The organism is Streptomyces sp. CB00455, assembly GCF_001905445.1.
In the GTDB taxonomy this organism is placed as follows: Bacteria; Actinomycetota; Actinomycetes; order Streptomycetales; family Streptomycetaceae; genus Streptomyces.
Genome location: NZ_LIVQ01000002.1, coordinates 177350 through 202758 on the forward strand (window position 1 = coordinate 177350; position 25409 = coordinate 202758).

At 72.3% G+C, this 25409-nt stretch carries 20 protein-coding genes; 6 read left to right on the forward strand and 14 right to left on the reverse strand.

All coding sequences use genetic code 11. From position 1 onward, the window contains the following. Positions 1-32 precede the first annotated feature (32 nt). The 6 genes from AMK16_RS08285 to ureA all read right to left on the reverse strand — a co-directional run bounded on the left by AMK16_RS08285 (position 33) and on the right by ureA (position 7749). Positions 33-1379: a hypothetical protein gene (locus AMK16_RS08285; protein WP_073911156.1), complete on the reverse strand. Its 1347-nt coding sequence runs from the start codon at positions 1377-1379 to the stop codon at positions 33-35. Positions 1380-1454: 75 nt separating this feature from the next. Further along, on the reverse strand, positions 1455-3077 hold the full coding sequence (gene cimA / locus AMK16_RS08290; protein ID WP_073911159.1) for a citramalate synthase: 1623 nt from the start codon (positions 3075-3077) through the stop codon (positions 1455-1457). A gap of 348 nt (positions 3078-3425) precedes the next feature. Continuing rightward, complete coding sequence (locus AMK16_RS08295) at positions 3426-4067, reverse strand: TetR/AcrR family transcriptional regulator (protein ID WP_073911160.1); 642 nt, start codon at positions 4065-4067, stop codon at positions 3426-3428. 49 nt (positions 4068-4116) lie between these two features. Further along, on the reverse strand, positions 4117-5172 hold the full coding sequence (locus AMK16_RS08300) for an agmatine deiminase family protein (RefSeq protein ID WP_242438663.1): 1056 nt from the start codon (positions 5170-5172) through the stop codon (positions 4117-4119). A gap of 22 nt (positions 5173-5194) precedes the next feature. Next, the gene (locus AMK16_RS08305) at positions 5195-6877 is read right to left on the reverse strand and encodes an urease subunit alpha (RefSeq protein ID WP_073913409.1); all 1683 of its coding nucleotides are present in this window, start codon (positions 6875-6877) and stop codon (positions 5195-5197) included. A 56-nt stretch (positions 6878-6933) separates the two neighbouring features. Beyond that, a complete protein-coding gene (ureA, locus tag AMK16_RS08310; RefSeq protein ID WP_073911163.1) occupies positions 6934-7749 on the reverse strand; it encodes an urease subunit gamma in 816 nt (271 codons plus the stop codon). Positions 7750-7905: 156 nt separating this feature from the next. Between ureA and AMK16_RS08315 the strand changes: the two genes are divergently transcribed. Next, the gene (locus tag AMK16_RS08315; protein WP_073911165.1) at positions 7906-9321 is read left to right on the forward strand and encodes a cytosine permease; all 1416 of its coding nucleotides are present in this window, start codon (positions 7906-7908) and stop codon (positions 9319-9321) included. Positions 9322-9421: 100 nt separating this feature from the next. Here AMK16_RS08315 and AMK16_RS08320 read toward each other — a convergent pair whose 3' ends face one another. From AMK16_RS08320 to AMK16_RS08330, 4 genes are all read right to left on the reverse strand, one after another. Next, entirely contained in the window at positions 9422-10507 is a 1086-nt protein-coding gene (locus AMK16_RS08320; RefSeq protein WP_073911166.1) for a branched-chain amino acid aminotransferase, read from the reverse strand. Positions 10508-10735: 228 nt separating this feature from the next. Next, on the reverse strand, positions 10736-11776 hold the full coding sequence (locus AMK16_RS08325) for a 3-isopropylmalate dehydrogenase (RefSeq protein WP_073913413.1): 1041 nt from the start codon (positions 11774-11776) through the stop codon (positions 10736-10738). A 132-nt stretch (positions 11777-11908) separates the two neighbouring features. Next, positions 11909-12040, reverse strand: coding sequence for a hypothetical protein (locus AMK16_RS38055; RefSeq protein ID WP_107417083.1), 132 nt, complete (start codon positions 12038-12040; stop codon positions 11909-11911). 224 nt (positions 12041-12264) lie between these two features. Continuing rightward, positions 12265-13185, reverse strand: coding sequence for a LysR family transcriptional regulator (locus AMK16_RS08330; RefSeq protein ID WP_073911169.1), 921 nt, complete (start codon positions 13183-13185; stop codon positions 12265-12267). Between the two features lie 101 nt (positions 13186-13286). Between AMK16_RS08330 and AMK16_RS08335 the strand changes: the two genes are divergently transcribed. From AMK16_RS08335 to AMK16_RS08345, 3 genes are all read left to right on the forward strand, one after another. Beyond that, positions 13287-14309 (forward strand): NADP-dependent oxidoreductase, encoded by a 1023-nt coding sequence (locus AMK16_RS08335; protein ID WP_073911170.1) that lies wholly within the window; start codon positions 13287-13289, stop codon positions 14307-14309. A gap of 119 nt (positions 14310-14428) precedes the next feature. Continuing rightward, entirely contained in the window at positions 14429-16456 is a 2028-nt protein-coding gene (locus tag AMK16_RS08340; RefSeq protein WP_073911173.1) for a phosphocholine-specific phospholipase C, read from the forward strand. 101 nt (positions 16457-16557) lie between these two features. Continuing rightward, the gene (locus tag AMK16_RS08345) at positions 16558-17259 is read left to right on the forward strand and encodes a nitroreductase family protein (protein ID WP_073911174.1); all 702 of its coding nucleotides are present in this window, start codon (positions 16558-16560) and stop codon (positions 17257-17259) included. A 131-nt stretch (positions 17260-17390) separates the two neighbouring features. On the opposite strand, the gene pruA is transcribed toward AMK16_RS08345, so the two are convergent. Together pruA and AMK16_RS08355 are read right to left on the reverse strand one after the other, a co-directional pair. Beyond that, on the reverse strand, positions 17391-19031 hold the full coding sequence (gene pruA, locus AMK16_RS08350) for an L-glutamate gamma-semialdehyde dehydrogenase (RefSeq protein WP_073911177.1): 1641 nt from the start codon (positions 19029-19031) through the stop codon (positions 17391-17393). Positions 19032-19062: 31 nt separating this feature from the next. Next, positions 19063-19989 carry a proline dehydrogenase family protein gene (locus AMK16_RS08355; RefSeq protein WP_073911178.1) on the reverse strand — a complete coding sequence of 309 codons (927 nt, stop codon included), beginning with the start codon at positions 19987-19989 and terminating at the stop codon, positions 19063-19065. Between the two features lie 159 nt (positions 19990-20148). Between AMK16_RS08355 and AMK16_RS08360 the strand changes: the two genes are divergently transcribed. Beyond that, on the forward strand, positions 20149-21345 hold the full coding sequence (locus AMK16_RS08360) for a PucR family transcriptional regulator (protein WP_073911181.1): 1197 nt from the start codon (positions 20149-20151) through the stop codon (positions 21343-21345). Here the strand turns inward: AMK16_RS08360 and AMK16_RS08365 are convergent. After that, positions 21338-21994 carry a TetR/AcrR family transcriptional regulator gene (locus AMK16_RS08365; protein WP_073911183.1) on the reverse strand — a complete coding sequence of 219 codons (657 nt, stop codon included), beginning with the start codon at positions 21992-21994 and terminating at the stop codon, positions 21338-21340. The genes AMK16_RS08360 and AMK16_RS08365 overlap by 8 nt on opposite strands. Positions 21995-22070: 76 nt before the next feature. On the opposite strand from AMK16_RS08365, the gene AMK16_RS08370 reads away from it, so the two are divergent. Continuing rightward, positions 22071-23627 carry an MFS transporter gene (locus AMK16_RS08370; RefSeq protein WP_073911185.1) on the forward strand — a complete coding sequence of 519 codons (1557 nt, stop codon included), beginning with the start codon at positions 22071-22073 and terminating at the stop codon, positions 23625-23627. A gap of 79 nt (positions 23628-23706) precedes the next feature. Here the strand turns inward: AMK16_RS08370 and serA are convergent, their stop codons facing one another. Then, positions 23707-25296: a phosphoglycerate dehydrogenase gene (gene serA / locus AMK16_RS08375; RefSeq protein WP_073911187.1), complete on the reverse strand. Its 1590-nt coding sequence runs from the start codon at positions 25294-25296 to the stop codon at positions 23707-23709. Positions 25297-25409: the final 113 nt, after the last annotated feature.

Below are 25409 nucleotides of genomic sequence, written 5' to 3' on the forward strand. Positions count from 1 at the left end.
CCCCCTGGAAGCCGGCCCCCAGAAGCCGGCCCCTAGAAGCCGCCCCCGCCGTCGAAGCCGCCGCCCCCGTCGAAACCGCCTCCCCCGCCGAAGTCCCCGCCGCCGAAGTCGGACGGGTTGAAGTCGGCCCCCGAGACGTCCCCGCCCCCGAAGCCGCCCATGTCGCCCCCGCCGAAGTCCGAGGCGTAGGCCGGGCTGGACATCATCGAGCCGAGCATCGTGCCCACCAGCAGGCCGGGCAGCATCCCGCCGCCGAAGTAGCCTCCGGCCCAGGGCCCGTACGCCGGACCCGCGTCGTAGTACGGCCGCGGCCCGCTCTCGGTGCCGACCTGTCGCACCGCCGGATCCAGTCCGTCACGCAGCCGGACGGCGTCCGCCGTGCAGACGGGCACGGTACGGGCCGCCCCGCCGGCCGGAGCCCAGGTGGCGTCCTCGGTGCTGGGGCCGTGCCGCGGGTCGAAGAAGCACGGCGAGCGGCGCTCGGGCACGGGCCTGCCCTGGCGGCGCGCGTCGAGGCACGCCAGGGCGTAGCGGCCGTCCTCCAGCGCCTGGGTCACGCCCCGGACCTCGTCGGGACGCTCCACCGAGGCCATGATCTGCTTGGCCCTCTCGTACGAGTCGAGCCCCTGCTCGTAGTCCTTGCGCATGGCGTCGTCGGCTCCGGGCTCACCCGGGTGGAAGTCCAGGCGGTCGAGCTCCTCGCCGAAGGCCGTGATGTCCTCGTCGACGACCACGCTCAGGCGCGCCACGGCCTCGTGGCGCTCCTCCTCATTCTTCTTCCGGTTCCGCCGCACCAGCGCGTAGGCACCGCCGCCGCCGACCACGGCCACCGCGCCCAGGGCGATCAGGCCGCCGGCCGGTGTTCCCTGATCGGCGCCGGTGCTTCCCCAGGAGGCCGGGGCGTGGCCCTTGGCCTGGGTGAGCGCCTGGTCCACGAAGGTGTCGAGCTGGGTGGCCGCGTCCACCGGGGCGCCGGTCTTCACGGCGTCGGTGAGGTTGCGCACCGCGTTGGGCGGCATCACGGCGCGGTCGGCGCCGGCGTTGAAGCCGTCGCCGAGCCGGATCGCGTACAGGCCGGTGATGCCGGTCTCGGCGCGGACGGCGCCGAGCACCTTGTCCGCCGGGAACTCGGGGGTGGCCGGCAGGACGGCGACGAAGACCGGCTTCCCCGCGTCCTTGATCTTATGCGCGAGCGCGTCCGCCTGCGCCTGGGACAGCTGGACCGCGGCGCGGGGATCGACGTAGACCGGGCCCTCCTTCAGGGCCTGCGCGACGGCGGCGGTCCCGGTGGCGGCCGATGCCTGCGGTGCGCCCACGAGGGCGCTCGCCGACAGGGCAAGCAACAGACCGGAGAATGCGGATATCAGCCTGGTCCTCATATCCACGACGCTACCGGAACCGGCACTTTCCCGTGTGAGCGGGACATAAGGGGGAGCAGGTCCCGGCCGGGGCGGCTACTCGGCCGGCTCGACTCCCGCGTGCAGCAGACCGTAGGTGAAGGCGTCTTCCAGGGCCTGCCAGGACGCCGCGATCACGTTGGGGGCCACCCCGACCGTGGACCACTCCCGGACGCCGTCCGTCGTGGCGATCAGCACGCGGGTGGTGGAGTCCGTGCCGTGCCTGCCTTCCAGGATGCGGACCTTGTAGTCGACGAGGTCGAACTGGGCGAGCTGCGGGTAGAACCGCTCCAGGGCGACGCGCAGGGCCCGGTCCAGGGCGTTGACGGGGCCGTTGCCCTCGGCGGTGGCGACGATCCGCTCCCCCTTGGCCCACAGCTTGACCGTGGCCTCGTTGGCGTGGGTGCCGTCGGGGCGGTCCTCGGCGATCGCGCGCCAGGACTCGACGCGGAAGTACTTGCGCGCCCGGCCCTCGGCCTCGGCGCGCAGCAGCAGCTCGAAGGAGGCGTCCGCCGCCTCGTAGGTGTAGCCCTGGAGCTCGCGCTCCTTGACCCGTTCGACGACCCGGGAGATCAGCGCGCGGTCCCCGCCGAGATCGACGCCGAGCTCCCTGCCCTTGAGCTCGATGGAGGCGCGGCCGGCCATGTCGGAGACGAGCATGCGCATGGTGTTGCCGACGCGCTCGGGGTCGATGTGCTGGTAGAGGTCCGGGTCGACCTTGATGGCCGAGGCGTGCAGGCCCGCCTTGTGCGCGAAGGCGGAGACACCGACGTACGGCTGGTGGGTGGAGGGGGTGAGGTTGACGACCTCGGCGATGGCGTGCGAGATGCGGGTCATCTCGGCCAGCGCGCCTTCGGGGAGCACCGTGCGGCCGTACTTGATCTCCAGCGCGGCGACGACGGGGAAGAGGTTGGCGTTGCCGACGCGCTCGCCGTAGCCGTTGGCGGTGCACTGCACGTGGGTGGCGCCCGCATCGACGGCGGCGAGGGTGTTGGCGACGGCGCAGCCGGTGTCGTCCTGCGCGTGGATGCCCAGGCGGGCTCCGGTGTCGGCGAGGACGGTCGCGACGGTCGCGGCGACCTGCGCGGGCAGCATGCCCCCGTTGGTGTCGCAGAGGATGACGACGTCGGCGCCCGCCTCGTGGGCGGCGCGCACGACGGACTTGGCGTACTCGGGGTTGGCGCGGTAGCCGTCGAAGAAGTGCTCGCAGTCGACGAAGACGCGGCGGCCCTGGGCGACGAGGTGGGAGACGGTGTCGCGGACCATCTCCAGGTTCTCCTCCAGGGTGGTGCGCAGGGCGAGTTCGACGTGCCGGTCGTGGGACTTGGCGACGAGCGTGATCACCGGGGCGCCGGATTCCAGCAGGGCCCGTACCTGCGGGTCCGCGGCGGCCGAGCCGCCCGCCCGCCGGGTGGCGCCGAAGGCCACCAGCCGGGCGTTCTTGAAGTCGATCTCGGCGCGGGCGCGGGCGAAGAATTCGGTGTCCCGGGGGTTGGCGCCGGGCCAGCCGCCCTCGATGAAGCCCACTCCGAAGTCGTCGAGGTGACGGGCGATCGTCAGCTTGTCCGCGACGGTGAGGTTGATGCCCTCACGCTGGGCGCCGTCGCGCAGGGTGGTGTCGAAGACATGGAAGCCGTCGTCAAGGCCCGCCGTCGGCTCGGTCGCCTCTGTCGTCGTCATGCTGATCTGACTCCTGTCGGATGAGTGGTTTCCGGATGCCCGGGATCCACTGCCCCCATCATCGCGCGCTGCCCGGTCCCGGCTGGAATGGGCCGGGAAACGAAAAGACCCCTCGCGGGTGCGAGAGGTCTGCGCGCGGGTCTGGGGCACGATGGCCGCTTCCGCGAAGGTCTTCCACGGTTCAGCGGCCACTGAGGACCGGCGCGCTGCTGTCCGTAATCATGAGCTGAGCAGGCACGCTCGCAGTGTGCCACACCGCCTGTGGCGCGCGGACACGGATCTCAGCATGCGGGCAGGGGGCGCGCGGGAGCCCTCGCGGGGCTCCGGAGCGCGCCGGCCGGCCGCGGTTCAGGTCCCGGGCGGGGCGTGTTCCGTCCGCGGGGAGAGGGTGTCCGCGAGGAACTCGCCCACGTGGGCCAGGATGGCCTCCCGGTCCAGCGTGGGCAGGCCGACGGCCAGCTGGATGCTGAATCCGTCGAGCAGGGCGCGGATGCGTGCGGCGACGCGGTCGGCGTCCAGGGGGCGGAACTCGCCGCGCGAGATGCCCTCCGCGAGCAGCGCGACCAGGTCGCGGTGCCAGGCGCCCTCGATGGCCGCCTGGCGGTCGCGTTCCTGCGGGCCCGCGTTCTGGGAGCGGTTCCAGACCTCCAGCCACAGCGTCCAGTGCGGGTCGCGGGCCCGCGTGGGCACGTACAGGTCGACGTACGCGCGCAGGCGCTCGGCCACCGGTCCGCGCCCGGACAGCAGGGCCCGGCGCTCGCTGCCCAGTGCCGCCTCGCTCCACTCCAGGGTCTGCAGCAGGAGCTCGTCCTTGCTGCGGAAGTAGTAGAGGAGGTGGCCGCTGCTCATGCCGACCTCCCGGCCCAGGCCGGCCATGGTCAGGCCGTCCAGGCCGCGCTCGGCGATCGTGGCCATGGCGGCGGCGAGTACGTCCTCGCGCGGGGGCGCGTTCTTGCGCGCCGCCCGTACCGGTACTGCGCCCGCCGCCATGGACCCACTCCTCGTCGCTCCGCCGCCGGCCGCCGCCGGTCGCCGCCGGTCAGACCTTCGGCTGCTGCTGGGTGATGCAGTGGATACCGCCACCCCCGGCGAAAATCGTACGTGCGTCGACGAGGGTCACGGTCCGCTCGGGGAACAGTCCGCGAAAGATCTCTGCGGCCTCCTCGTCGCGGGGGTCGTCGAAGGAACACAGCACGACGCCGCCGTTGCACAGGTAGTGGTTGATGTAGGAGTAGTCGACCCACTCGCCGTCCTCCTTCAGCACGGTCGGCGCGGGGACCTCCACGACCTCCAGCCGGCGGCCGCGGGCGTCGGTGGACGCCCGCAGGAGGGCTGCGATGGCCTTGCAGCGTTCGTGGTCGGGGTGCGCCGGGTCGGGCTGGGTGTGGACCATGACCACGCCGGGGCGGGCGAAGGCGGCGACGATGTCGACGTGGCCCTGGGTGCCGTAGGTGCCGTAGTCACCGGTCAGGCCGTACGGGAGCCAGATCGCCCTGGTGGTGCCGAGGTGGGCGTGGACCTCCTCCTCGACCTGCCGTCGGGTCCAGCCGGGGTTGCGGCCCTCCCCCAGCTGGACGGTGTCGGTGAGGAGCACGGTGCCCTCGCCGTCGACGTGGACGGCGCCGCCCTCGTTGACCAGGGCGGTGCTGTACGTACGGGCGCCGGCCAGGTCGGAGACGGCGCGGGCGATCTTGGCGTCGTGGTCCCAGCGGGCCCACTCCTGGCCGCCCCAGCCGTTGAAGGTCCAGTCGACGGCGGCCAGCTCGCCGGCGTCGTTGGTGACGAAGGTCGGGCCGATGTCGCGCATCCAGGCGTCGTCCAGCTCGCGCTCGACCAGGGTGACGTCCTCGCCCACGATCTCGCGCGCGCCGTCGGCGTCACCGGGCGAGACCACGAGGGTCACGGGCTCGTGGGCACGGACGGCGCGGGCCACGGCGCCCCATGCCTCGCGGGCCTCGGCGAGCTCCCGCTCGTCGGTGAAGGTGGGGTTCGGGCTGGGCCAGGCCATCCAGGTGCGCTCGTGGGGGGTCCACTCGGCGGGCATGCGGAAACCGGCGGCCGCGGGCGTGGTGCGGCTCTCGGGCTGTGCAGTCATGACGGGGTCCTTAGGGGCGGACTTACAGGAAGTAGAGGCGGTTCAGGCAGACCGCCTCGGCGGCCTCGGAGCGCAGCGGTTCCCCGTCGAGGAGGACCAGGCCGCTGCGCGCGTCCACGTCGACCGCGCCCAGGCGGGAGTTGAGGAGGAGGTCGCCGGGGCCGATGCCTCGGGTGCCGCGGACGGCGACCCGGCGCCTGCGGGTGGGCATCTCGTCGCTGCCGAGGGCCGCGGCGGCGGCCGAGACGAAGGCGACGGAGATGTCGGCGGCGGTGGCCCCGTAGGAGCCGAACTGCGGTCCGAGGACGAGGGGTTCGCAGGTGTCGGTGGCGGCGTTGGGGTCGCCGGTGACTCCGTACGCGGGGAAACCCGATTTGAGGACCAGCTGGGGCTTGGCACCGAAGAACTGGGGGCGCCACAGCACGATGTCGGCGAGCTTGCCGACCTCGATGGAGCCGATCTCGTGGGCCAGGCCGTGGGCGAGGGCCGGATTGATGGTCAGTTTGGCCATGTAGCGCAGGACGCGGGCGTTGTCGTCGCCCTCGCCGTCGCCCGCCAGCGGGCCCAGCTCGCCCTTCATCTTGGCGGCCATGGCGAAGGTCCGGCGGATGGTCTCGCCGGCGCGGCCCATGCCCTGGGCATCGGAGGAGGTGATGCCGATGGCGCCGAGGTCGTGCAGGACGTCCTCGGCCCCCATCGTGCCCGCGCGGATCCGGTCGCGGGCCATGGCGGCGTCACCGGGCAGGTCGGGCTTGAGGTCGTGGACGGAGACGATCATGCCGTAGTGCTCGGCGACCGCGTCGCGGCCGAAGGGCAGCGTCGGGTTGGTGGAGGAGCCGATGACGTTCGCCACGCCCGCCATCTTCAGCACGTTGGGAACGTGTCCGCCGCCGCAGCCCTCGATGTGGAAGGCGTGGATGGTGCGGCCGTCCAGGACCCGCAGGGTGTCCTCGACGGAGAGGCACTCGTTGAGGCCGTCGCTGTGCAGGGCGACCTGGACGTCGTGTTCCTCGGCCACCCGCAGCGCGGTGTCCAGCGCGCGGGTGTGCGCGCCCATGTCCTCGTGGACCTTGAAACCGCTCGCTCCGCCCTCGGCCAGGGCCTCCACCAGCGGGGCCGCGTCCGAGGAGGAACCGCGGGCGAGGAAGCCGATGTTGACGGGCCAGGCGTCGAAGGCGTTGAAGGCGTGCCGCAGCGCCCACGGGGAGTTGACGCCCACGCCCCAGACGGGGCCGAACTCCTGGCCGATGACCGTGGTGACACCGGCGGCGAGGGAAGCCTCCATGATCCGCGGGGAGAGCAGGTGGACGTGGGTGTCGACGGCGCCGGCGGTGGCGATCAGACCCTCGCCGGAGACGATCGAGGTGCCGGTGCCGACGACGACGTCCACGCCGTCGAGGGTGTCGGGGTTCCCCGCCCGGCCGACCGCGTGGATACGGCCCTCGCGGATGCCGATGGACACCTTGCGGATGCCGAGGACGGCGTCGATGACCAGGACGTTGCTGATCACGACGTCACAGGTCTCGCGGACGGCCGCGGCCTTCAAGTGCAGGCCGTCCCGGGCGGTCTTGCCGAAGCCCGCCAGGAACTCGTCGCCCGGCTTCTGCGCGTCGTGCTCGACGCGCACGGTGAGCCCCGAGTCGCCGAGGCGGACCCGGTCCCCGGCGCGAGGGCCGAAGACGGCGGCGTACTCGTGGGGGTCGATGTGCCGGCTGCCGGGTGCGCAGTGCGCGCTGTGGTCGCTGTGCGGGGTCTGGCGGCTCACGTCCGCGCTCCTTCCGGGCCGGTGGCGTCGCCGTGGCCGGCCGGGCCGTGGGTCTGCGGGGCGGGCGGGTCTGCGGGGGCGTCCGGGTGCGGTGCGTGCGCCGGGTCCGGCGCCTGCGCGGGGGTCCCGGGGTTCGCGCCGAGGTATCCGCAGGCCGCCGCCCGGGTCAGCGCCAGCGCCTTGGCGCCGGGCGTGTCCAGCGGCCCGTCGACCAGGCCCGCGAAGCCGATCGCGATGCGGTCTCCGCCGATCGGGACCAGCCCCACCTCGCCCTCGCCGTGCGGATCGAACCGTACGGAGGAGCCCGCGGGCACGCAGAGGCGCATCCCGTAGGCCGCGGCGCGGTCGAAGTCGAGGCGCGGATTGGCCTCGAAGAAGTGGAAGTGGGAGGTGACACTGACCGGCACGGGGGCGGTGTTGCGCACCCGCAGGCGGAGCACCGGCTCGGGTTGGGGGGCGCCCGGGCCGGGGAGGACCGCGCCCGGGGCGTCGTCGCCGAGCGGCGTCGCGCCCCGGATGGGGGCCGAGACCACCGCGAGGCGGGATCCGTCGTCGAAGACGGCCTCCACGTGCACCTCGGTGACCACGTCGGCCACGCCCGGCAGGACGTCGTGCGGGCCCAGTACGCCGCGGGCCTCCTCGATGGCCTGTGCCAGCCGCTTGCCGTCCCGCGCGGCCTCGCAGACCGTGTCCGCGATCAGCGCGGTGGCCTCCGGCACATTGAGCCTCAGGCCCCGGGCCCGCCGGGCCCTGGCCAGTTCCGCCGCGCTGCGCAGCAGCAGGCGGTCGCGCTCCGTAGGGGTCAGCCGCACGCCGATCCACCACCTTACGAGTCGATGGGTTAGAGCATCACTCTAACTGTTGATTCATGGGCACGGAATCATTGACCTGCGACCAGGGCGTGCGTCACATTGAATGTCGCTCAAACATTGCGCGACCACCCCCCGCCCTGCCAAGGGAGTCCCCCTATGCCCATCGAACAGCGCGGAGTCGACACCATCCCCGAGGAGGAGCGGACGAGCGGTCCACGCGACCTGATCTCGATCCTGCTCGGTTCGAACCTCTGCCTCGGCGTGATCGTGTTCGGCTGGCTCCCCCCGTCCTTCGGACTGGGCCTGTGGCCCTCGGTCACCGCCATCGTGACCGGCACGCTCGCCGGCATCGCCTTCACCGCGCCGCTGGCGCTGGTCTCCTTGCGGACCGCCACGAACCTCTCCACCTCCAGCGGCGCCCAGTTCGGTGTGCGCGGCCGCCTCGTCGGCTCGGTGGTGGGCCTGCTGCTGTCGCTGGGCTACACCGCGCTGACCCTGTGGATCGGCGGCGACGTGATGGCCGGCGTGCTGTCCCGGCTCACCGGGCCGGCGGACACCGGCGCCCTGCGGGCCGTGATGTACGGCGCCCTGGCGGCGTGCACCGTCGTCGGGGCCGTCTTCGGCTACCGGCTGCTGCTGCGCATGGCCAAAGTCCTGTCCATCGGCATGGTGGTCCTGCTCGGCGCCGGCGTCCTCGCCTACGCCGGGGACTTCACCACGGCCGCTCCGCCCGACACCGCCTACCTGCTGGGTTCCTTCTGGCCGACCTGGCTGCTCGCCGCCGTCGCGGCCGGCCTCAGCGGCCCCGTCGCCTTCATCACCCTGCTCGGCGACTACACCCGCTACATCTCCCCCCGCCGGCACAACTCCCGCACCGTGCTCCTGGCGACGGCCCTGGGCCTGCTCGCCGGACTGCTGGTACCGCAGCTCTTCGGCACCTACACCGCGCTCGCCGCCCGGGCCGGCGCCGAGTACGCCGGGCCGCTCGTGGCCGCCGCGCCGCTTTGGTACCTGGTCCCGCTGCTCGTCGCCGCGGCGGCCGGCTCGGTGGGCAACGCCGGGCTGATGCTCTACTCGATGGGCCTCGACCTCGACGCCATCGTGCCGGGGGCCACCCGTACGAGGGCCACCGTGATGGCCGCGCTCGTCGCGACCGCCTTCGTCTTCTTCGGGTCCTTCGAGTGGGACGTGCAGTCCGCGATGACCTCCTTCGTCCTGCTGCTCACCGCGATCGGCACCCCGTGGGCCGTGATCACCCTGATCGGCCACGCGCGCTGCCGCGGGCGGTACGACGCCGACGCGCTCCAGGTCTTCAACCGCCGCTCGGTGGGCGGGGTCTACTGGTACCGCGGCGGCTGGAACGCCCCTGCCACCCTCTCCTGGGCCGTCGGCGCGGCAGTGGGCCTGCTCGCCGTGGCCACCCCCTTCTACGAGGGTCCGCTGCTCGCCCTGACCGGCGGCGTGGACTGCTCCTTCGTCCTGTCCGGCCTGGCCGGCGGGCTCCTCTACACGGCCCTGACCGCACGCACCTCCCCGGCGGCCGCTCCCGCCGAGGAGCCGGTGGCCGCCTGACCGGCCGTACGCACCACGCCTGTACGCGACGCGCGTACGCAGGAAGGCTCGCGCCCCGGTTCCGGGGTGCGAGCCTTCCTGCGTACGGGGGCGGGCGCGGCTAGCCCAGCGGGTGCATCCAGCCGTGCGGGTCCGCGCAGTGGCCGGTCTGGAGTTCCAGGAGGGCCTTGCGCAGGCGCATGGTGACCGGGCCGGGCTCGCCGTCGCCCTGGGTCCAGCTCGCCCGCCCGGACTTGACCGAGCCGACCGGGGTGATGACGGCGGCGGTGCCGCAGGCGAACACCTCGGTGAGGGTGCCGTTCTCGTTGTCGCGCTGCCAGTCCTCGGTGGTGAGCCTGCCCTCCTCGGCGGTGTAGCCGAGGTCGCGGGCGATGGTGAGGAGGGAATCGCGGGTGATGCCGGGAAGGAGGGAGCCCGTCAGCTCGGGGGTGACGATGCGGTCGCCGTACACGAAGTACAGGTTCATCCCGCCCATCTCCTCGATCCAGCGGTGCTCGACGGCGTCCAGCCAGACCACCTGGTCGCAGCCGTGCGAGGCGGCCTCGGCCTGGGCCACGAGGGAGGCCGCGTAGTTGCCGCCGGTCTTGGCGGCGCCGGTGCCGCCCTTGACGGCGCGGACGTACTCCTCGGAGAGCCAGACCGAGACGGGCTTGACGCCACCGGGGAAGTACGCGCCGGCGGGGGAGGCGATGACGATGAAGAGGAACTCGTTGGCCGGGCGGACGCCGAGGCCGACCTCGGAGGCGAACATGAAGGGCCGCAGATACAGGGAGGCCTCACCGGAGTCCGGGACCCAGGCGCGGTCCTGCGTGATGAGCGCGTCGCAGGCGGCGATGAACAGGTCCACCGGCAGCTCCGGCATCGCCATGCGGCGCGCGGAGGACTGGAAGCGCTCGGCGTTGGCCTCGGGGCGGAAGGTGGCGACGGTGCCGTCGGGCTGGCGGTACGCCTTGAGTCCCTCGAAGATCGTCTGCGCGTAGTGCAGCGTCATGTTGGCCGGGTCGATGGCCAGCGGCGCATAGGGGACCAGCTCGGCGTCGTGCCAGCCGCGGCCCTCGGTCCACTTGATCGTCACCATGTGGTCGGTGAAATGGCGGCCGAAGCCGGGGCTGGCCAGGATCGCCTCGCGCTCCGCGTCGGACAGCGGGTTCGAGGAGGGCTTGAGCTCGATCGTGGGCGTCGTCATGAGTGCTTGTCCTTCACCGTTGTGTATGGCGGACCGCGCTCATGCGTACCAGGACGTCCGAGCTACCCGTATTCCGCGGCCTCGCGTTCGATTATCGCGCGCGAGGGGGGTCCGGAGAAACGGGGATGTTGCGGCCCAGGGGAGATGGTGGCACCCGGGGCCGCACAGGAGAAGCCGCCGGGTCCGTTGGTGGCGACCCGGCGGCTCTTGGGAGGTGGAGCTGCCGGGTCAGCCGGCTACTCGGGCGGCGAGGGCATCGCCGATCGCGTCCGTGGAGCGGAAGGTGCCGTCACGCTCCGCGAGGTCGGCGCTGACCGCGTCCTCGATGCGGGCGGCCTGGGCCTCGTGGCCCAGGTGGCGCAGCAGGAGGGCGACGGAGAGGACCGTCGCGGTCGGGTCGGCCTTGCCGGTGCCCGCGATGTCCGGGGCCGAGCCGTGGACGGGCTCGAACATGGACGGGAAGGCGCCGGTGGGGTTGATGTTGCCGGAGGCGGCCAGGCCGATCCCGCCGGTCACGGCGGCGGCCAGGTCGGTGAGGATGTCGCCGAAGAGGTTGTCCGTGACGATGACGTCGAAGCGCTCGGGCTGGGTGACGAAGAAGATCGTCGCGGCGTCGACGTGCAGGTAGTCGGTGGTGACCTCGGGGTACTCCCGGCCGACCCTGTCGAAGGTGTTCTTCCACAGGTGGCCCGCGTAGACGAGGACGTTGTTCTTGTGGACCAGCGTCAGCTTCTTGCGCGGACGCCCGTTGGCCCGCTCGTAGGCGTCACGGACGACGCGCTCCACGCCGTAGGCGGTGTTGATGCTGACCTCGGTGGCCACCTCGGCGGGGGTGCCGGTGCGCAGCGAGCCGCCGTTGCCGGTGTACGGGCCCTCGGTGCCCTCGCGGACCACGACGAAGTCGATCTCCGGACGGCCGGCCAGCGGGGTGACCGTGTTCGGGAACAGCTTCGAGGGGCGCAGGTTGATGAAGTGGTCGAAGGCGAAGCGCAGCTTCAGCAGCAGCCCCCGCTCCAGCACGCCGGACGGGACCGAGGGGTCGCCGATGGCGCCCAGCAGGATCGCGTCGTGGTGCCCCAGGGCTTCGAGCTCCGCGTCCGGGAGGGTCTCCCCGGTGCGGTGCCAGCGCTGGGCGCCGAGGTCGTACTCCTTGGTCTCCAGCTTCACATCCTGGGGCAGGGCCGCGGTAAGGACCTTGAGGCCCTGAGCCACGACTTCCTGGCCGATGCCATCACCGGGGATCACTGCGAGATTGATGCTGGTCGACATGGCGAAACCGTACTCCCTGTCCCAGCCCTCAGACATATTGCGTCCATCATGTGGACCCGTATGGACCCGTATGGACCCGAGTGGAGCCGTCCGGGCGTCGCACGGACGCAATACGTCCGGGCCGCAGCGTGGTCAGTGGCCGGTCGCTCCGCCGTTGTCACGGCGGTCGAGGGCCCGCTGGAGGGCCGCGGCGGCGTTCTTGCGGTCGGCGTCGGCGGTGGAGGAGTGGCGGACGCGTCGGACGGCAGCGGTGGTGGGGGTCATGTGGATCGACTCCTTGAGATCACGGCGTGGCGGGGCCACGGATGAGGGGTTCCTTCAAGGCGCCGGAAGAGGCGGGGAGCGGTGCGCCGCAGGGGTTGCCTGCCAGGGGCGCGCGCTCTCGACCGCCATTCGCCGGATCGGCGAGACGTTCGGCTCCTACAAAGCTAGGCCAGGTCCCGCTGTATGTCTCCGCAATTACTCGGACTTCCTACTATCTGAGACGGTCAACCCCACGGAAGTCGCCTCCGCGCCGTGTCGTTTTCCCCCTTCTCGGACCGAAGTTCCCTGATCAGGGCCCTCACGGTGAGGGTGGCAGCCAATTGCGGGGTGGTGATGTAACCCACGTGCCGCACCGGTCCGTCCGGGCCGAGGCCGGTGATCTCGACCGACTCCCCGGCCTCGCGCAGCGACAGCTCCGGCAGGATCGCCATGCCGAGCCCGCGGCCGACCATGGTCAGCACCATGCCGTCGTCCTCGGCCTTCACGGTGGCCGGCGGGAGCCAGTCCTGGGCCCGCCACCACGCGCGGGTGCGGGAGCCGCAGTTCTCGTCCCAGTCGAGCAGCGGCAGCGCCTTCGGGTCCGGGTGCCCGGCCGGGTGGACCAGCGCGTACGCCTCCCGCACGAGCATCCCGCTCAGCAGGCCGGGCCCCGGCTCCCCGGGCCCGTCCAGCGTCGCGATCCCGAGATCGGCGCGGCCGGCGGCGACCTCACCGGCGGCGCCGGCGCCGAGCTCGCGCACCACCCGCACCTCGGGGCGGATACCGGGGTGGCGGGCGGTGAGCCGCTCCAGGACGGGCGGCAGCAGGTGCAGGACCGCGCTGCGGAAGGCCGCGATCCGCACCACCCCCGCCGGGGCACCCCGGCCCGGTGCGGCCGGGCCCGCGCCGCGTGCCTCCGCGCCCATCACCTCGTACAGCCGCAGGATCCGGCGGGCGTGACCGACGGCCCGCTCCCCCGCCGGGGTGGGCGTGGCACCCGTCCGCCCGCGCTCGAAGAGCACGGCGCCGAGCTTGGCCTCGCTGCCGCGCACGGAGTGCGAGACGGCCGACTGGCTGAGACCGAGCGCAGCGGCCGCCGCGGAGAACCCGCGGGACTCCGCGACGGCGATGAGGATCCGCAGTTCCTGCGGGAGGAGTTCGGACACCGGGGCCCCCACCTCGTTCTATGAGCGTCGTTCATGGACGTGCGTCTTCCATGAACGCAACCCCCTGCCCGGGCTGCGGATTCCTTCCTAGCGTCTGGGCCATGACCACGAAGACCGCGCACGCCGTCCACCAGATCGCCCGCCCCGCCGGCTTCCCCGCCGCCACCGACTTCGCCCGCACCTCCTTCCCCGTCCCGCAGCCGGCGCCGGGAACCGCCCTGGTGGAGAACATCCTGCTCTCGGTGGACCCCTACCACCGGGGGCTGATGGACGGCCGCGAGGGCGGATTCGAGCTGAACTCTCCGCTGGAGGGGCGCACGGTGGGGCGGGTGACGGCCTCCCGCGACCCGGGCCTGGCGGAGGGTGACCTCGTCTTCCACCGCGAGGGCTGGCGCACCCACTCCCTGGTCACCCTCGGCCGGGGCGGCACGCGCAGGCTGCGGGGTCACGAGGGCGTCCCGCTGGAGGCGTACCTCTCCATCCTGGGCGGCACCGGCCTCACCGCGTACGCCGCGCTGACCCGGACCGCGGCGCTGCGGGCGGGCGAGGACCTCTTCGTCTCCGCCGCCGCGGGCGGGGTCGGCACCGCCACCGGCCACATCGCCCGGCTGCTCGGCGCCCGCCGGATCATCGGCAGCGCGGGTTCCGCCGCCAAGGTCCGCCACCTCACCGGGACCCTCGGTTTCGACGCCGCCTTCGACTACCACGACGGCCCGGTCGGGGAGCAGCTCGCCGAGGCCGCGGCGGTGTCCGGTGGCGGCATCGACGTCTACGTGGACAACGTCGGCGGGGATCATCTGGAGGGCGCCATCGATGTCCTGCGCGAGTACGGCCGGATCGCCTGGGTCGGCGGCCTTTCGATGTACAACGGGGACCGCTCCCCCGCCGCGCCCCGCAACCTCTTCGAGGTCGTGCACAAGTCGCTCCGCCTGGAAGGGGTGCTGGTCAGCAATCACACCGGTCTCCAGGACGAGTTGGAGGACTTCCTCGTCCCGCATCTGCGCAGTGGCCGGATCAGCACCGACACCACCGTGGTGCAGGGGTTCGATCGCACGGTGGAGGCCTTCCTGGGCATGCTCGGCGGGGACAACGTGGGCAAGATGCTCGTCCGGATCGGCGGTTGATTCCGGCCACCCGGAAGTTCACCGAACTCTTACCGCGCGGCTGTGGACCTCTGGGCCGGGCGCCGCCACTCTTGCCGTCATTGTGCCGGTGGGGCACGCGGGTTGGAGGCGAGTGGCCAGTGACACCGATCAGCCGCAGAGGGTTCGTGGGAATCGGCGCCGGGCTGGTGACGGGGGCGACCCTGCCGGGGGCGACGGCCGGTTCGGCGGCGGCCGCCGCGAGCGGCACGATCGCCGACGTGAAGCACGTGGTGGTCCTCATGCAGGAGAACCGCAGCTTCGACCACTACTTCGGGCGGCTGAAGGGTGTCCGCGGCTTCGGTGACCGCGCGGCCGGCAACATCCCGGGCGGCTGGGGCACCTTCAACCAGCCCAACTGGGGTGGCCGCCAGTACCCGTGGAAGCTGAGCGCGACCCCGCCGGCGGGCGGGGCCGACGGCGAGACGCTGGCGCAGTGCAACGGGGACCTGCCGCACAGCTGGTCCTCGCAGCACGCCGCCTGGAACAAGGGCCGGATGGACAACTGGGTCCTCGGTGTCGGCAACACCCGCACCCTCGGCTACCTGGACCGCGGGGACATCCCCTTCCACTACGGGCTCGCCGACAACTACACCGTCTGCGACGCCTACTTCTGCTCCACGCTCAGCGCGACCGGCCCCAACCGCACCTTCCTGTGGAGCGGCAGGGTCGACGCCGCCAGCAAGGACGGCGGCGACGAGTCCGGGCTGACGTGGGAGACGTACGCGGAGGCCCTCCAGCGGGCGGGGATGAGCTGGAAGGTCTACCAGAACGCCCAGGACAACTACGGGGACAACGGGCTGGCCTACTTCAAGAAGTTCACCGACGCCGCCCCGGGCGACCCCCTGTGGGACCGCGGCATGGGCTCGGTCCCCAAGGTCACCGGCTCCACCCCGGACGACATCGCGGCGGCCATCCGCGCCGACGTCGTCGCCGGGACCCTGCCCCAGGTCTCCTGGGTCGTGGCGAGCGAGGCCTTCTCGGAGCACCCGTACGCCCCGCCGGGCGACGGCGCGCACTTCGTGGACCTGGTCTACCGGGCGCTGGCCGCCGACCCCGAGGTCTTCGACTCGACCGTGCTGTTCCTCAACTACGACGAGAACGACGGCTTCTTCGACCACGTGCCGCCGCCCGTCGCTCCGCCCGGGACGCCCGGCGAGTACCTGGACGGCGTCCCGATCGGTCTCGGCTTCCGCGTCCCGATGATCGTGGTGTCCCCGTGGACGCGGGGCGGCTGGGTCAGCTCCGAGGTCTTCGACCACACGTCGGTCCTGCGGTTCATGGAGACGTGGACGGCCGCCCTCGGCACCCCTGCCGCCTGCCCGAACATCAGCGCCTGGCGCCGCAGGGTGAGCGGTGACCTGACCGGCGTCTTCGACTTCGCGCACCCGGTCCGCGGGGTCCCGGCGGGCCTGCCGTCCACCGCCAAGGTGATCGGCCAGTCGACCTGCGGCCCGCTGCCCAACCCCGCGCCCCAGGACAACGCCCTCCCGGCGCAGGAGCCCGGCACCCGCCCGGCGCGAGCCCTTCCGTACCAGGTCAACGGCAATCTGGACCGTTTCGAGTTCGGCGCGGCCGGCAAGATCCTGGCCTGGTTCTCGATGACCAACCAGGGGGCGGAGGCGAAGCGGGCGGCGCACTTCTCGATCCACCCGCACCAGCACCGGGACACGGCGGCCTGGCAGTACACGGTGGACCCGGGCACCACCTCGACGGACTACTTCAACATCGGCACGGGCAGCGGCTCCGGCAAGTACGACATCTCGATGTACGGCCCCAACCGCTTCCTGCGGCGCTTCACCGGCGACGCGTCCAGGGCGGGCAAGGCGGTCGAGGTGGCGGCCCGCTTCGCCGTGGAGCCCGGCACCGGCAAGACGGCGCTCTACTTCAGGATGGCGAACACCTCGGCCTCGTCGGTCACCTTCACCATCCGTTCGAACGCCTACCGCACCGACGGCCCGTGGACCTACACCGTCCCTGCGAACTCCTCGCGCGAGGACCACTTCAACGCGGTCGCCTACAGCGGCGGCTGGTACGACTTCACGGTCCTCGCCGACTCCGACGGCACCTGGTCGCGCCGCTACACCGGCCACATCGAGTCGGGCGCGCCCAGCGTCTCCGGCTCGTGAGAGGGGCGTCCGCCCACCGGTCGCGCAACCGGTGCCTCCCGGCCACCGATCGGCCGGCGCGGTCCTGGCCCCGCGCCCGTCCGGCTCCGCACACTCGCTGCATGTCGCCCGATACCCCGCAGTGGACCCCGGTCCACGGACAGCCCTACCGTCCCGCCCCCTACCGCCCGGAGCGGATGCCGGCCGCGCGGTCCCTCGCGCGCGCGGCCGGCCTGCGCGCCCGCATGGACGAACGGCGCACCGTACGGCACTTCTCCCCCGACCCGGTGCCCGAGCAGGTCGTGCGGGACGCCGTCGCCTGTGCGGCGACCGCCCCCTCCGGCGCGCACCAGCAGCCCTGGACCTTCGTCCTGGTCAAGGACCCGCAGGTGCGCCGCCGGATCCGCGCGGCCGCCGAGCAGGAGGAGGAGCTCTCCTACGACGGCCGGCTCGGCGAGGAATGGCTCGCCGCCCTGCGTCCGCTGGGCACGGACGCCGTGAAGTCCCACCTCACGGACGCCCCGGCCCTGATCGTGGTCTTCCAGCAGCGCTACTGGCTCGGCGCGGACGGCACGAAGCACAAGCACTACTACGTCGACGAGTCGGTCGGCATCGCGGTCGGCATGCTGCTGTCCGCCCTGCACCTGTCGGGGCTGGCGGCGCTGGTCCACACGCCGAGCCCGATGCGCTTCCTCGCCCGGGTCCTGGACCGCCCGGAGAACGAGAGGGCCTTCGCGGTCGTACCGGTCGGCTACCCGGCCGACGACTGCGAGGTCCCGGACCTGGTCCGCAAGTCCCTGGACCAGGTGCTGGTGGAGGTCTAGGCGTCCCTGTCCATGCCGGGCCGGGCCGGGCAGGCCGGGCCGCGAACGGGCACCGCCCCCGCTCCGGACCTGGGGGGGGTACCGGAGCGGGGGCGGGGTGCGGGTGCCGGGGGGTGGGTGCCGGGGGGCGGTCAGCCCATGTGCGGGTAGCCGTACTCGGTCGGCGGGACCAGGGTCTCCTTGATGGAGCGGGTCGAGGTCCAGCGCTGCAGGTTGGTCGCGGCGCCCGCCTTGTCGTTCGTGCCCGAGGCGCGGCCGCCGCCGAAGGGCTGCTGGCCGACGACGGCGCCGGTGGACTTGTCGTTGATGTAGAAGTTGCCCGCCGCGAAGCGGAGCTTGTCCATCGCGTGCGCCGCCGCGTAGCGGTCCGCGGCGATGATCGAGCCGGTCAGCGCGTAGGCCGAGACGGACTCCATCTGCGCCAGCATCGCGTCGAAGCCCTCGGCGGACTCGTCCTCGTAGACGTGCACGGCCAGGATCGGGCCGAAGTACTCGGTCGTGAAGACCTCGTTCGACGGGTCGGTGCACGCGATGACGGTCGGGCGGACGAAGTAGCCCTCCGAGTCGTCGTAGGTGCCGCCCGCGACGATCTCGCAGGTCGGGTCGGCCTTCGCGCGGTCGATCGCGGCCTTGTTCTTCGCGAAGGAACGCTCGTCGATGACGGCGCCGATGAAGTTGGTCAGGTCGCGCACGTCGCCCATGGCGATGCCGTCGACCTCGGCCGCGAAGGCTTCCTTGAAGCCGTCGTTCCAGAGGGAGGCCGGGATGTAGGCGCGCGAGGACGCCGAGCACTTCTGGCCCTGGAACTCGAAGGAGCCGCGGGTCAGCGCGGTCTTGAGGATGGCGCGGTCCGCGGAGGGGTGCGCGACGACGAAGTCCTTGCCGCCGGTCTCGCCGACCAGGCGGGGGTAGGACTTGTACTTCTCGATGTTGTTGCCGACCGTCTTCCACAGGTACTGGAAGGTCTTGGTCGAGCCGGTGAAGTGGATGCCGGCCAGATCGGGGTGGGTCAGGGCCACCTCCGACACCTCGATGCCGTCGCCCGTCACCAGGTTGATGACGCCCTTGGGCAGGCCGGCCTCTTCCAGGAGCTCCATCAGCAGGACCGCGGAGTGGGTCTGCGTCGGGGACGGCTTCCACAGGACCACGTTGCCCATCAGGGCGGGGGCGGTCGGCAGGTTGCCGGCGATGGCCGTGAAGTTGAACGGCGTGATCGCGTAGACGAACCCTTCGAGGGGGCGGTGGTCGCTGCGGTTCCACACGCCGGCGGAGTTCGCCACCGGCTGCTCGGCCAGGATCTGACGGGCGAAGTGGACGTTGAAGCGCCAGAAGTCGACGAGCTCGCACGGGGTGTCGATCTCGGCCTGCTGGGCGGTCTTGGACTGGCCCAGCATGGTGGAGGCGGCGAGCTTCTCGCGCCACGGGCCGGACAGCAGCTCGGCGGCGCGCAGGATGATCGCGGCGCGGTCGTCGAAGGACATCGAACGCCAGGCCGGGGCGGCGGCGAGGGCGGCGTCGACGGCCTCCTGGGCGTCGGCCCGGGTGGCGTTGGCGTAGGTGCCGAGCACCGACTTGTGGTCGTGCGGCTGGACCACGTCGAAGCGCTCGCCGCCGCCCATCCGCTTGACGCCGTTGATCGTCATCGGGAGGTCGATCGGGTTCTCGGACAGCAGCTTCAGCTGCGTTTCGAGCCGCGCGCGCTCCGGGGTACCGGGGGCGTACGAGTGGACCGGCTCGTTGACCGGCGCGGGGACCTGGGTCACAGCATCCATGGGGCTGGTAACTCCTTGACCTAGTTCTTGGCTAGTTCTTGGTGATCATCGAGCGGAGGAAGAACAGCAGGTTCGCCGGCTTCTCCGCGAGGCGGCGCATGAAGTAGCCGTACCAGTCGGTCCCGTACGCGGTGTAGACGCGCATCCGGTGACCCTCGGCGGCGAGCCGCAGGTGCTCCTCGCTGCGGATGCCGTACAGCATCTGGAACTCGTACTCGTCCAGTTTGCGCCCCGCCTGGCGGGCGAGCTCCTGGCCGATGGCGATCAGGCGCGGGTCGTGGGACCCGATCATCGGGTAGCCCTCGCCCTCCATCAGGATCTTCATGATGCGGACGTAGGCCCGGTCGATCTCGCCCTTGTCCTGGTAGGCGACCTCGGCGGGCTCCTTGTAGGCGCCCTTGACGATCCGTACGCGGCTGCCGGCGGCGGCCAGGCGGCGCGCGTCGGCCTCCGTGCGGAAGAGGTAGGCCTGGATCACGCAGCCGGTCTGCGGGTGTTCCCGGCGCAGCTCCTCGTGGATGGCGAACATCGAGTCGAGGGTGGTGTGGTCCTCGGCGTCGAGCGTCACGGTGGTGCCGATGGCCGCGGCGGCCTCGACGACCGGGCGGACGTTGGCGAGCGCCAGCTCGTGGCCGCCCTCCAGGGACTGGCCGAACATCGACAGCTTGACCGACATCTCGGCGCTCTCGCCGAGGCCGAGCTCCGCGAGGCGCTCGATGAGCCGGAGGTAGGCGTCGCGGGCGGCGTGCGACTGCTCCACCGTGGTGATGTCCTCGCCGACGACGTCGAGGGTGACCTCCAGGCCGTCGCGCGTGAGGTCCTCCACGATCGGGATGACCTGGTCGACCGTCTCACCGGGGATGAACCGGTTCACCACGGGCTTGGTCACCGGGGCGGCGGAGACGATTCGGCGCATCTTGTCGCTGCGCGAAGCGGCGAGGATCACGGGACCCAGCACGGGGCACCTCCAGCGGGTGGCAGAAGAAAAGCGCAAGTGAAACCACCGTGAAACCTAAGGATCGCTGTGATCCTCGGCCATCGACAGCTGTCACGCATCCGTGTCCCCGATCTCATACATCTGTCTGAAGGGCGGGCCCGGCGGTGGGAGAATGGCCGGGTGAAGGGCGATTACCAGGACCTGGTCGACGAGATTTCCGCGCTGCTCGGCGCCCCGGCGACGCTCGAGAACCGGGATTTCCGCCTGATCGCCTTCGGCGCGCACGACAGCGACGACGACCAGGCGATGGACCCGGTACGGACCCGCTCGATCCTGACGCGGCAGTCGACGGCGGCGGTGCGCTCCTGGTTCGAGGGCTTCGGCATCGCGCGCGCCGACGGGCCGGTGCACATCCCGGCCGCGCCCGAGGCGGGCGTCTTCCGGGGGCGGATCTGCCTGCCGGTGCGCAACCGGGGCATCGTGCATGGCTACGTGTGGCTCCTGGACCGGGAGCCCGGCCCGGGGCCCGCGGAGCTGGCCGCGGCCATGGAGGTGGCCGAGCGGATCGGTGTCCTGCTGGCGGAGGAGGCCCGGGCGGGGGCGGACCTCTCGCGGGAGTTCCTGGCGGTGCTCACGTCGGGCCGGGGGTGGCAGCAGGACATGGCGGTGGCCGCGCTGCGGGCCGCCCTGGGCCCGGACGGGGACGGGCTGCACGCGGTGGTGTGCGTGACGCCGTGGGCCGGGGAGGCTCCGGCGTCGGTGCCGGGTGCGGCGGCGGTGTGCGTGGTACCGCGGCGCGGGGGCGGCGCAGCGGACGGCGCGGGCGGCGTCGGCGCGGGCGGCGCAGGCGCCCGCGCACTGGCGGTCCTGCTGCGGCTGCGCTCGACGGACGCGCTGGCTCCGGCCCTCGCGGCAGTGGCCCGGCTGCTGCCGCGCACGAGCGAGCCGGGATCCGCCGGCCGGTCCGCGACGGCCGGGGTCGCGGACCCGGTCCGGGCCCTTGTGGAGCTTCCCGCCGCCTGGGAGCAGGCCGTGGCCGCCGCCCGCGCGGCGCACGCGCAGCCCGGGCTGGGCCCGGTCGCCCGGTGGTCGCAGATCGGCCCCTACCGGCTGCTGGCCACCCTCGCGGCCGACCCCGTCGACGATCCGGCGGCGCGCGCCCTGCTGGGCCCGGCCCACCGCGAACTCGCCCGTACCGCCGAGGTGTTCCTCGACTGTGCGGGCCAGGCGGGCCGCGCGGCGGCCGCCCTGGGCATCCACCGCCAGACGCTGTATTACCGCCTCGGCCGGGTGGAGCAGCTGACCGGCCTCGACCTGGACGCGGGCGAGGACCGCCTGCTGCTCCACATGGCCCTGAAGGCCGCCCGCCTCAGCTGACCGCGTCCGGGTCCCGGTCCTGATCCTGATCTGCGCCCCCGTCCGGATCCGCCTCCCGGCCGGGCTGCGCGTCCTGCCGGGGGCCCGTCAGCGCCTGCGCCGCCCGCCGCATGCCCTCGGTGAACTCCTCGGCCGTGGCCGCCGTGGCCGGGTCGAACAGCCACTGGATCATCAGCCCGTTCAGCAGCGCCTGGTAGAAGGCACCGAGGGTGCGCACGTCGCGGTCGTCGAGCTGGTCCTCCGGGACGTCGGTCAGCATCGAGATCAGTCCGCGGCGCCCCTCCGCCTGCGAGCCCGCGAGCATCGCCCGCAGCTCCGGCCGCTGCTCCCGGCCCAGCGCCACCTCCAGGCTCGCCGCCCAGACGGGACCCGACTTCTCGTGCTGCGCCAGGACGCCCTCCCACAGCGCGCGGAAGCGCTCCAGCGAACCGCCCTCCCCCGCCAGGCCGTCCTGGAAGACCTGCCCCCACTCCTCCATCAGCGCGATGAAGGCCTGCGTCAGCAGGGCGTCCTTCGAGCCGTAGTGGTAGCCGATGGACGCCAGGTTCGTTCCCGAGGCGCTGACGACGTCGCGCGCGGTGGTGCGCACGAACCCCTTCTCGACCAGGCACTTCTTGGCGCCTTCGAGCAGATCTTCGCGATGTCCCATGGCTCCACCGTAGCAAGACAGCCGTTCCATACAAACGTCATAGACAACTGTTTTATACGTATGTATATTCCTCGGCATGACGAACCCCGCCGCCACGGCGCGCCTCGCCGGCCGCCGCGAATGGACCGCTTTCGCCGTCCTCGTACTGCCCCTGCTCCTGGTCTCGATGGACGTCTCCGTCCTCTACTTCGCGATCCCCGCCATCACCGAGCAGCTCGAACCCAGTTCCACCCAGCAGCTCTGGATCTTCGACAGCTATGCCTTCGCCCTCTCCGGCCTGCTGATCACGATGGGTTCGCTCGGCGACCGGATCGGCCGCCGCAGGCTGCTGCTGATCGGTGCGGGCGCCTTCGGTCTGGCCTCGGTGGGCGCCGCCTACGCGCCCAGCGCCGGGATGCTCATCGCGGCCCGCGTCCTGCTCGGCATCGGCGGGGCGACCCTGATGCCCTCCACGCTGGCCCTGGTGCGCAACCTCTTCCAGGACGCCAGGCAGCGCGGCAAGGCCATCGCCATCTGGTCCGGGGCCATGACCGGTGGCATCGCCCTCGGCTCGGTGCTCAGCGGGCTGATGCTGAACCACTTCTACTGGGGCTCCGTCTTCCTGATCAACGTGCCCGCCATGGTGCTCCTGCTGGTCCTGGTCCCGGTGCTGGTGCCGGAGTTCAAGGACCCCGCCCCCGGCCGCTTCGACCTGCTGAGCGTGCCGCTGTCCACGGCCGCCGTGCTCCCCGTCGTCTACGGGCTGAAGGAGATCGCCGCAGAAGGCTTCACGCCCCTGTACCTGGGCTGCGTCCTCGCCGGTCTGGCCTTCGGGTACGTCTTCGTCCGCCGCCAGCGCACCAGGGAGGACGCCATGGTGAGCCGGGCGCTGTTCCGGGGGCGCGGCTTCGCGGCCGGCATCGGCCTGAACACCATCGCCGCCTTCGCCATGCTGGGATCGGCCTACTTCACCACCCAGTACCTGCAGTCCGTCCTCGGCATGGGCACCCTGGAAGCGGCCCTGTGGAGCCTCGCCCCCTCGGTCGTCATCGGCGCGGCGGCCCCGGTCTCCGCCGCCCTGGCCCAGAAGGTGGAGCGGGCCTACGTCATCGCCGGCGGGTTCGTCCTCGCGGCCGCCGGCTTCGCCCTGCTCGGCCTGGTGGACACCGACTCCCTGTGGCTGCTGCTGACCGGCGCCGGGGTGCTGGCCTCGGGCATCGTCACCGTGATGTCGCTGGTCTCCGACCTGGCCCTGGCCTGCGCCCCCGCCGAGAAGGCCGGTTCGGCCGCCTCCCTCCTGGAGACGGGCCAGGAGTTCGGCGGCGCGCTCGGCATGGCCGTGCTCGGCAGCCTGGGTACCGCCGTCTACCGCGCCGATCTGGCCGGCTCCGAGCCCGTCGTACGGGAGACCCTGGGCGGCGCGGTGGCCACGGCCCGGCAGCTCGGCACAGCCGCCGGGGAGCCGGTGCTGGTCCTGGCCCGCGGAGCCTTCGTCCACGGAATGCAGTACGCGGCCTGGGGCGGTACGGCGCTGCTGCTCGCGGCGGCCGTGCTCGCCGCGGCCACCATGCGGGGGATCGAAGCCCCTGCCCCGCCCGCGGCAGGGCCGACCCCGCTCCCCGGCGCGGGCGCGCAGGAGCCGGTGTACAACTGACCCCCGCCCGTGCGGACGTCCGGCGGAACGCGGAAGGGCCCGGGGATCTGCCCCCGGGCCCTTCGCCGCGCCGGACGGATCAGGTCAGGCTGACCGTGCGCGCCGAGACGGCGCCGATCTCGGCCGAGATGTCCGCGAGGACACCGCCCGGGACTTCGGCGTCGACGGTGAGCACGCCGAGCGCCTCGCCGCCCTCCTCGGCGCGGGCGACCTGCATGCCCGCGATGTTCAGGCCGGCCTCGCCGAGGATGCGGCCGACGGTACCGACCACACCGGGGCGGTCGGCGTAGCGCAGCACGACCATCTGGTCGGCCAGCGCCAGGTCCACGTCGTACTCGCCGATGCCGACGATCTTCTGAAGGTGCTTCGGGCCCGCGAGCGTGCCGGAGACCGACACCTCCTGACCGTCCGACAGGGTGCCGCGGACGGTCACCACGTTGCGGTGGTCCGGGGACTCCGAACTGGTCGTCAGGCGCACCTCGACGCCGCGCTCCTGCGCGAACAGCGGGGCGTTGACGTAGGAGACCGTCTCGTCGACGACGTCCTCGAAGACCCCCTTGAGCGCGGACAGTTCGAGCACCTTGACGTCGTGCTGGGTGATCTCGCCGCAGACCTCGACATCGAGGCGGACCGCGACCTCGCCCGCGAGCGCGGTGAAGATGCGGCCGAGCTTCTCCGCGAGCGGCAGGCCGGGACGGACGTCCTCGGCGATGACGCCGCCCTGGACGTTGACCGCATCGGGCACGAGCTCCCCGGCGAGCGCCAGACGCACCGACTTGGCGACCGAGACACCGGCCTTCTCCTGGGCCTCGTCCGTGGAGGCGCCGAGGTGCGGGGTGCAGACGACCTGGTCGAGCTCGAAGAGCGGGGAGTCCGTGCAGGGCTCCTTCGCGTACACGTCGAGACCGGCGCCGGCGACGCGGCCCTCCTTGATGGCCGAGTACAGCGCGGCCTCGTCCACGATCCCGCCGCGGGCGGCGTTGACGATGCGGACGGACGGCTTCACCTTGTGCAGGGCCTCGTCCCCGATGAGACCGAGGGTCTCGGGGGTCTTGGGCAGGTGCACGGTGATGAAGTCGGCGACTTCGAGGAGCTCGTCCAGCGTCAGCATCTTGACGCCCATCTGGGCGGCGCGTGCGGGCTGCACGTAGGGGTCGTAGGCGACGATCTTCATGCCGAAGGCGGACATGCGCTGTGCGACCAGGACGCCGATGCGGCCGAGGCCGACGACGCCGAGGGTCTTCTCGCTGAGCTCGACACCCGTGTACTTGTTCCGCTTCCACTCACCGTTCTTCAGGGCGGTGTTGGCCTGCGGGATGTGACGGGCGGTGGCGACGAGCAGGCCGCAGGCGAGCTCGGCGGCGGTCACGATGTTCGAGGTCGGCGCGTTGACGACCATCACGCCGGCCTTGGTGGCGGCGGAGACGTCGACGTTGTCCAGGCCGACGCCCGCGCGGGCGACGACCCGCAGCTTCCGGGCGGCGGCGATGGCCTCGGCGTCGACCTTGGTGGCGGAGCGGACGAGGATCGCGTCGGCGTCGACGATCGCGGGCAGCAGCTCGGCGCGGTCCGCGCCGTTGCAGTGCCGGATCTCGAAGTCCGGACCGAGCGCCTCCACAGTGGCGGGCGACAGCTCTTCGGCGATGAGTACGACAGGTTTCGAGCTCACGTGGGTCCTCACAAGTCCAGTGCGGACGGCCGTCCCGACGGCCGCAGGCGGTGGAGGGGGCTAGCCGCGTGGAAGACGCACGACACTGTGGGCCTGACGCGTTGTGCTGAGCA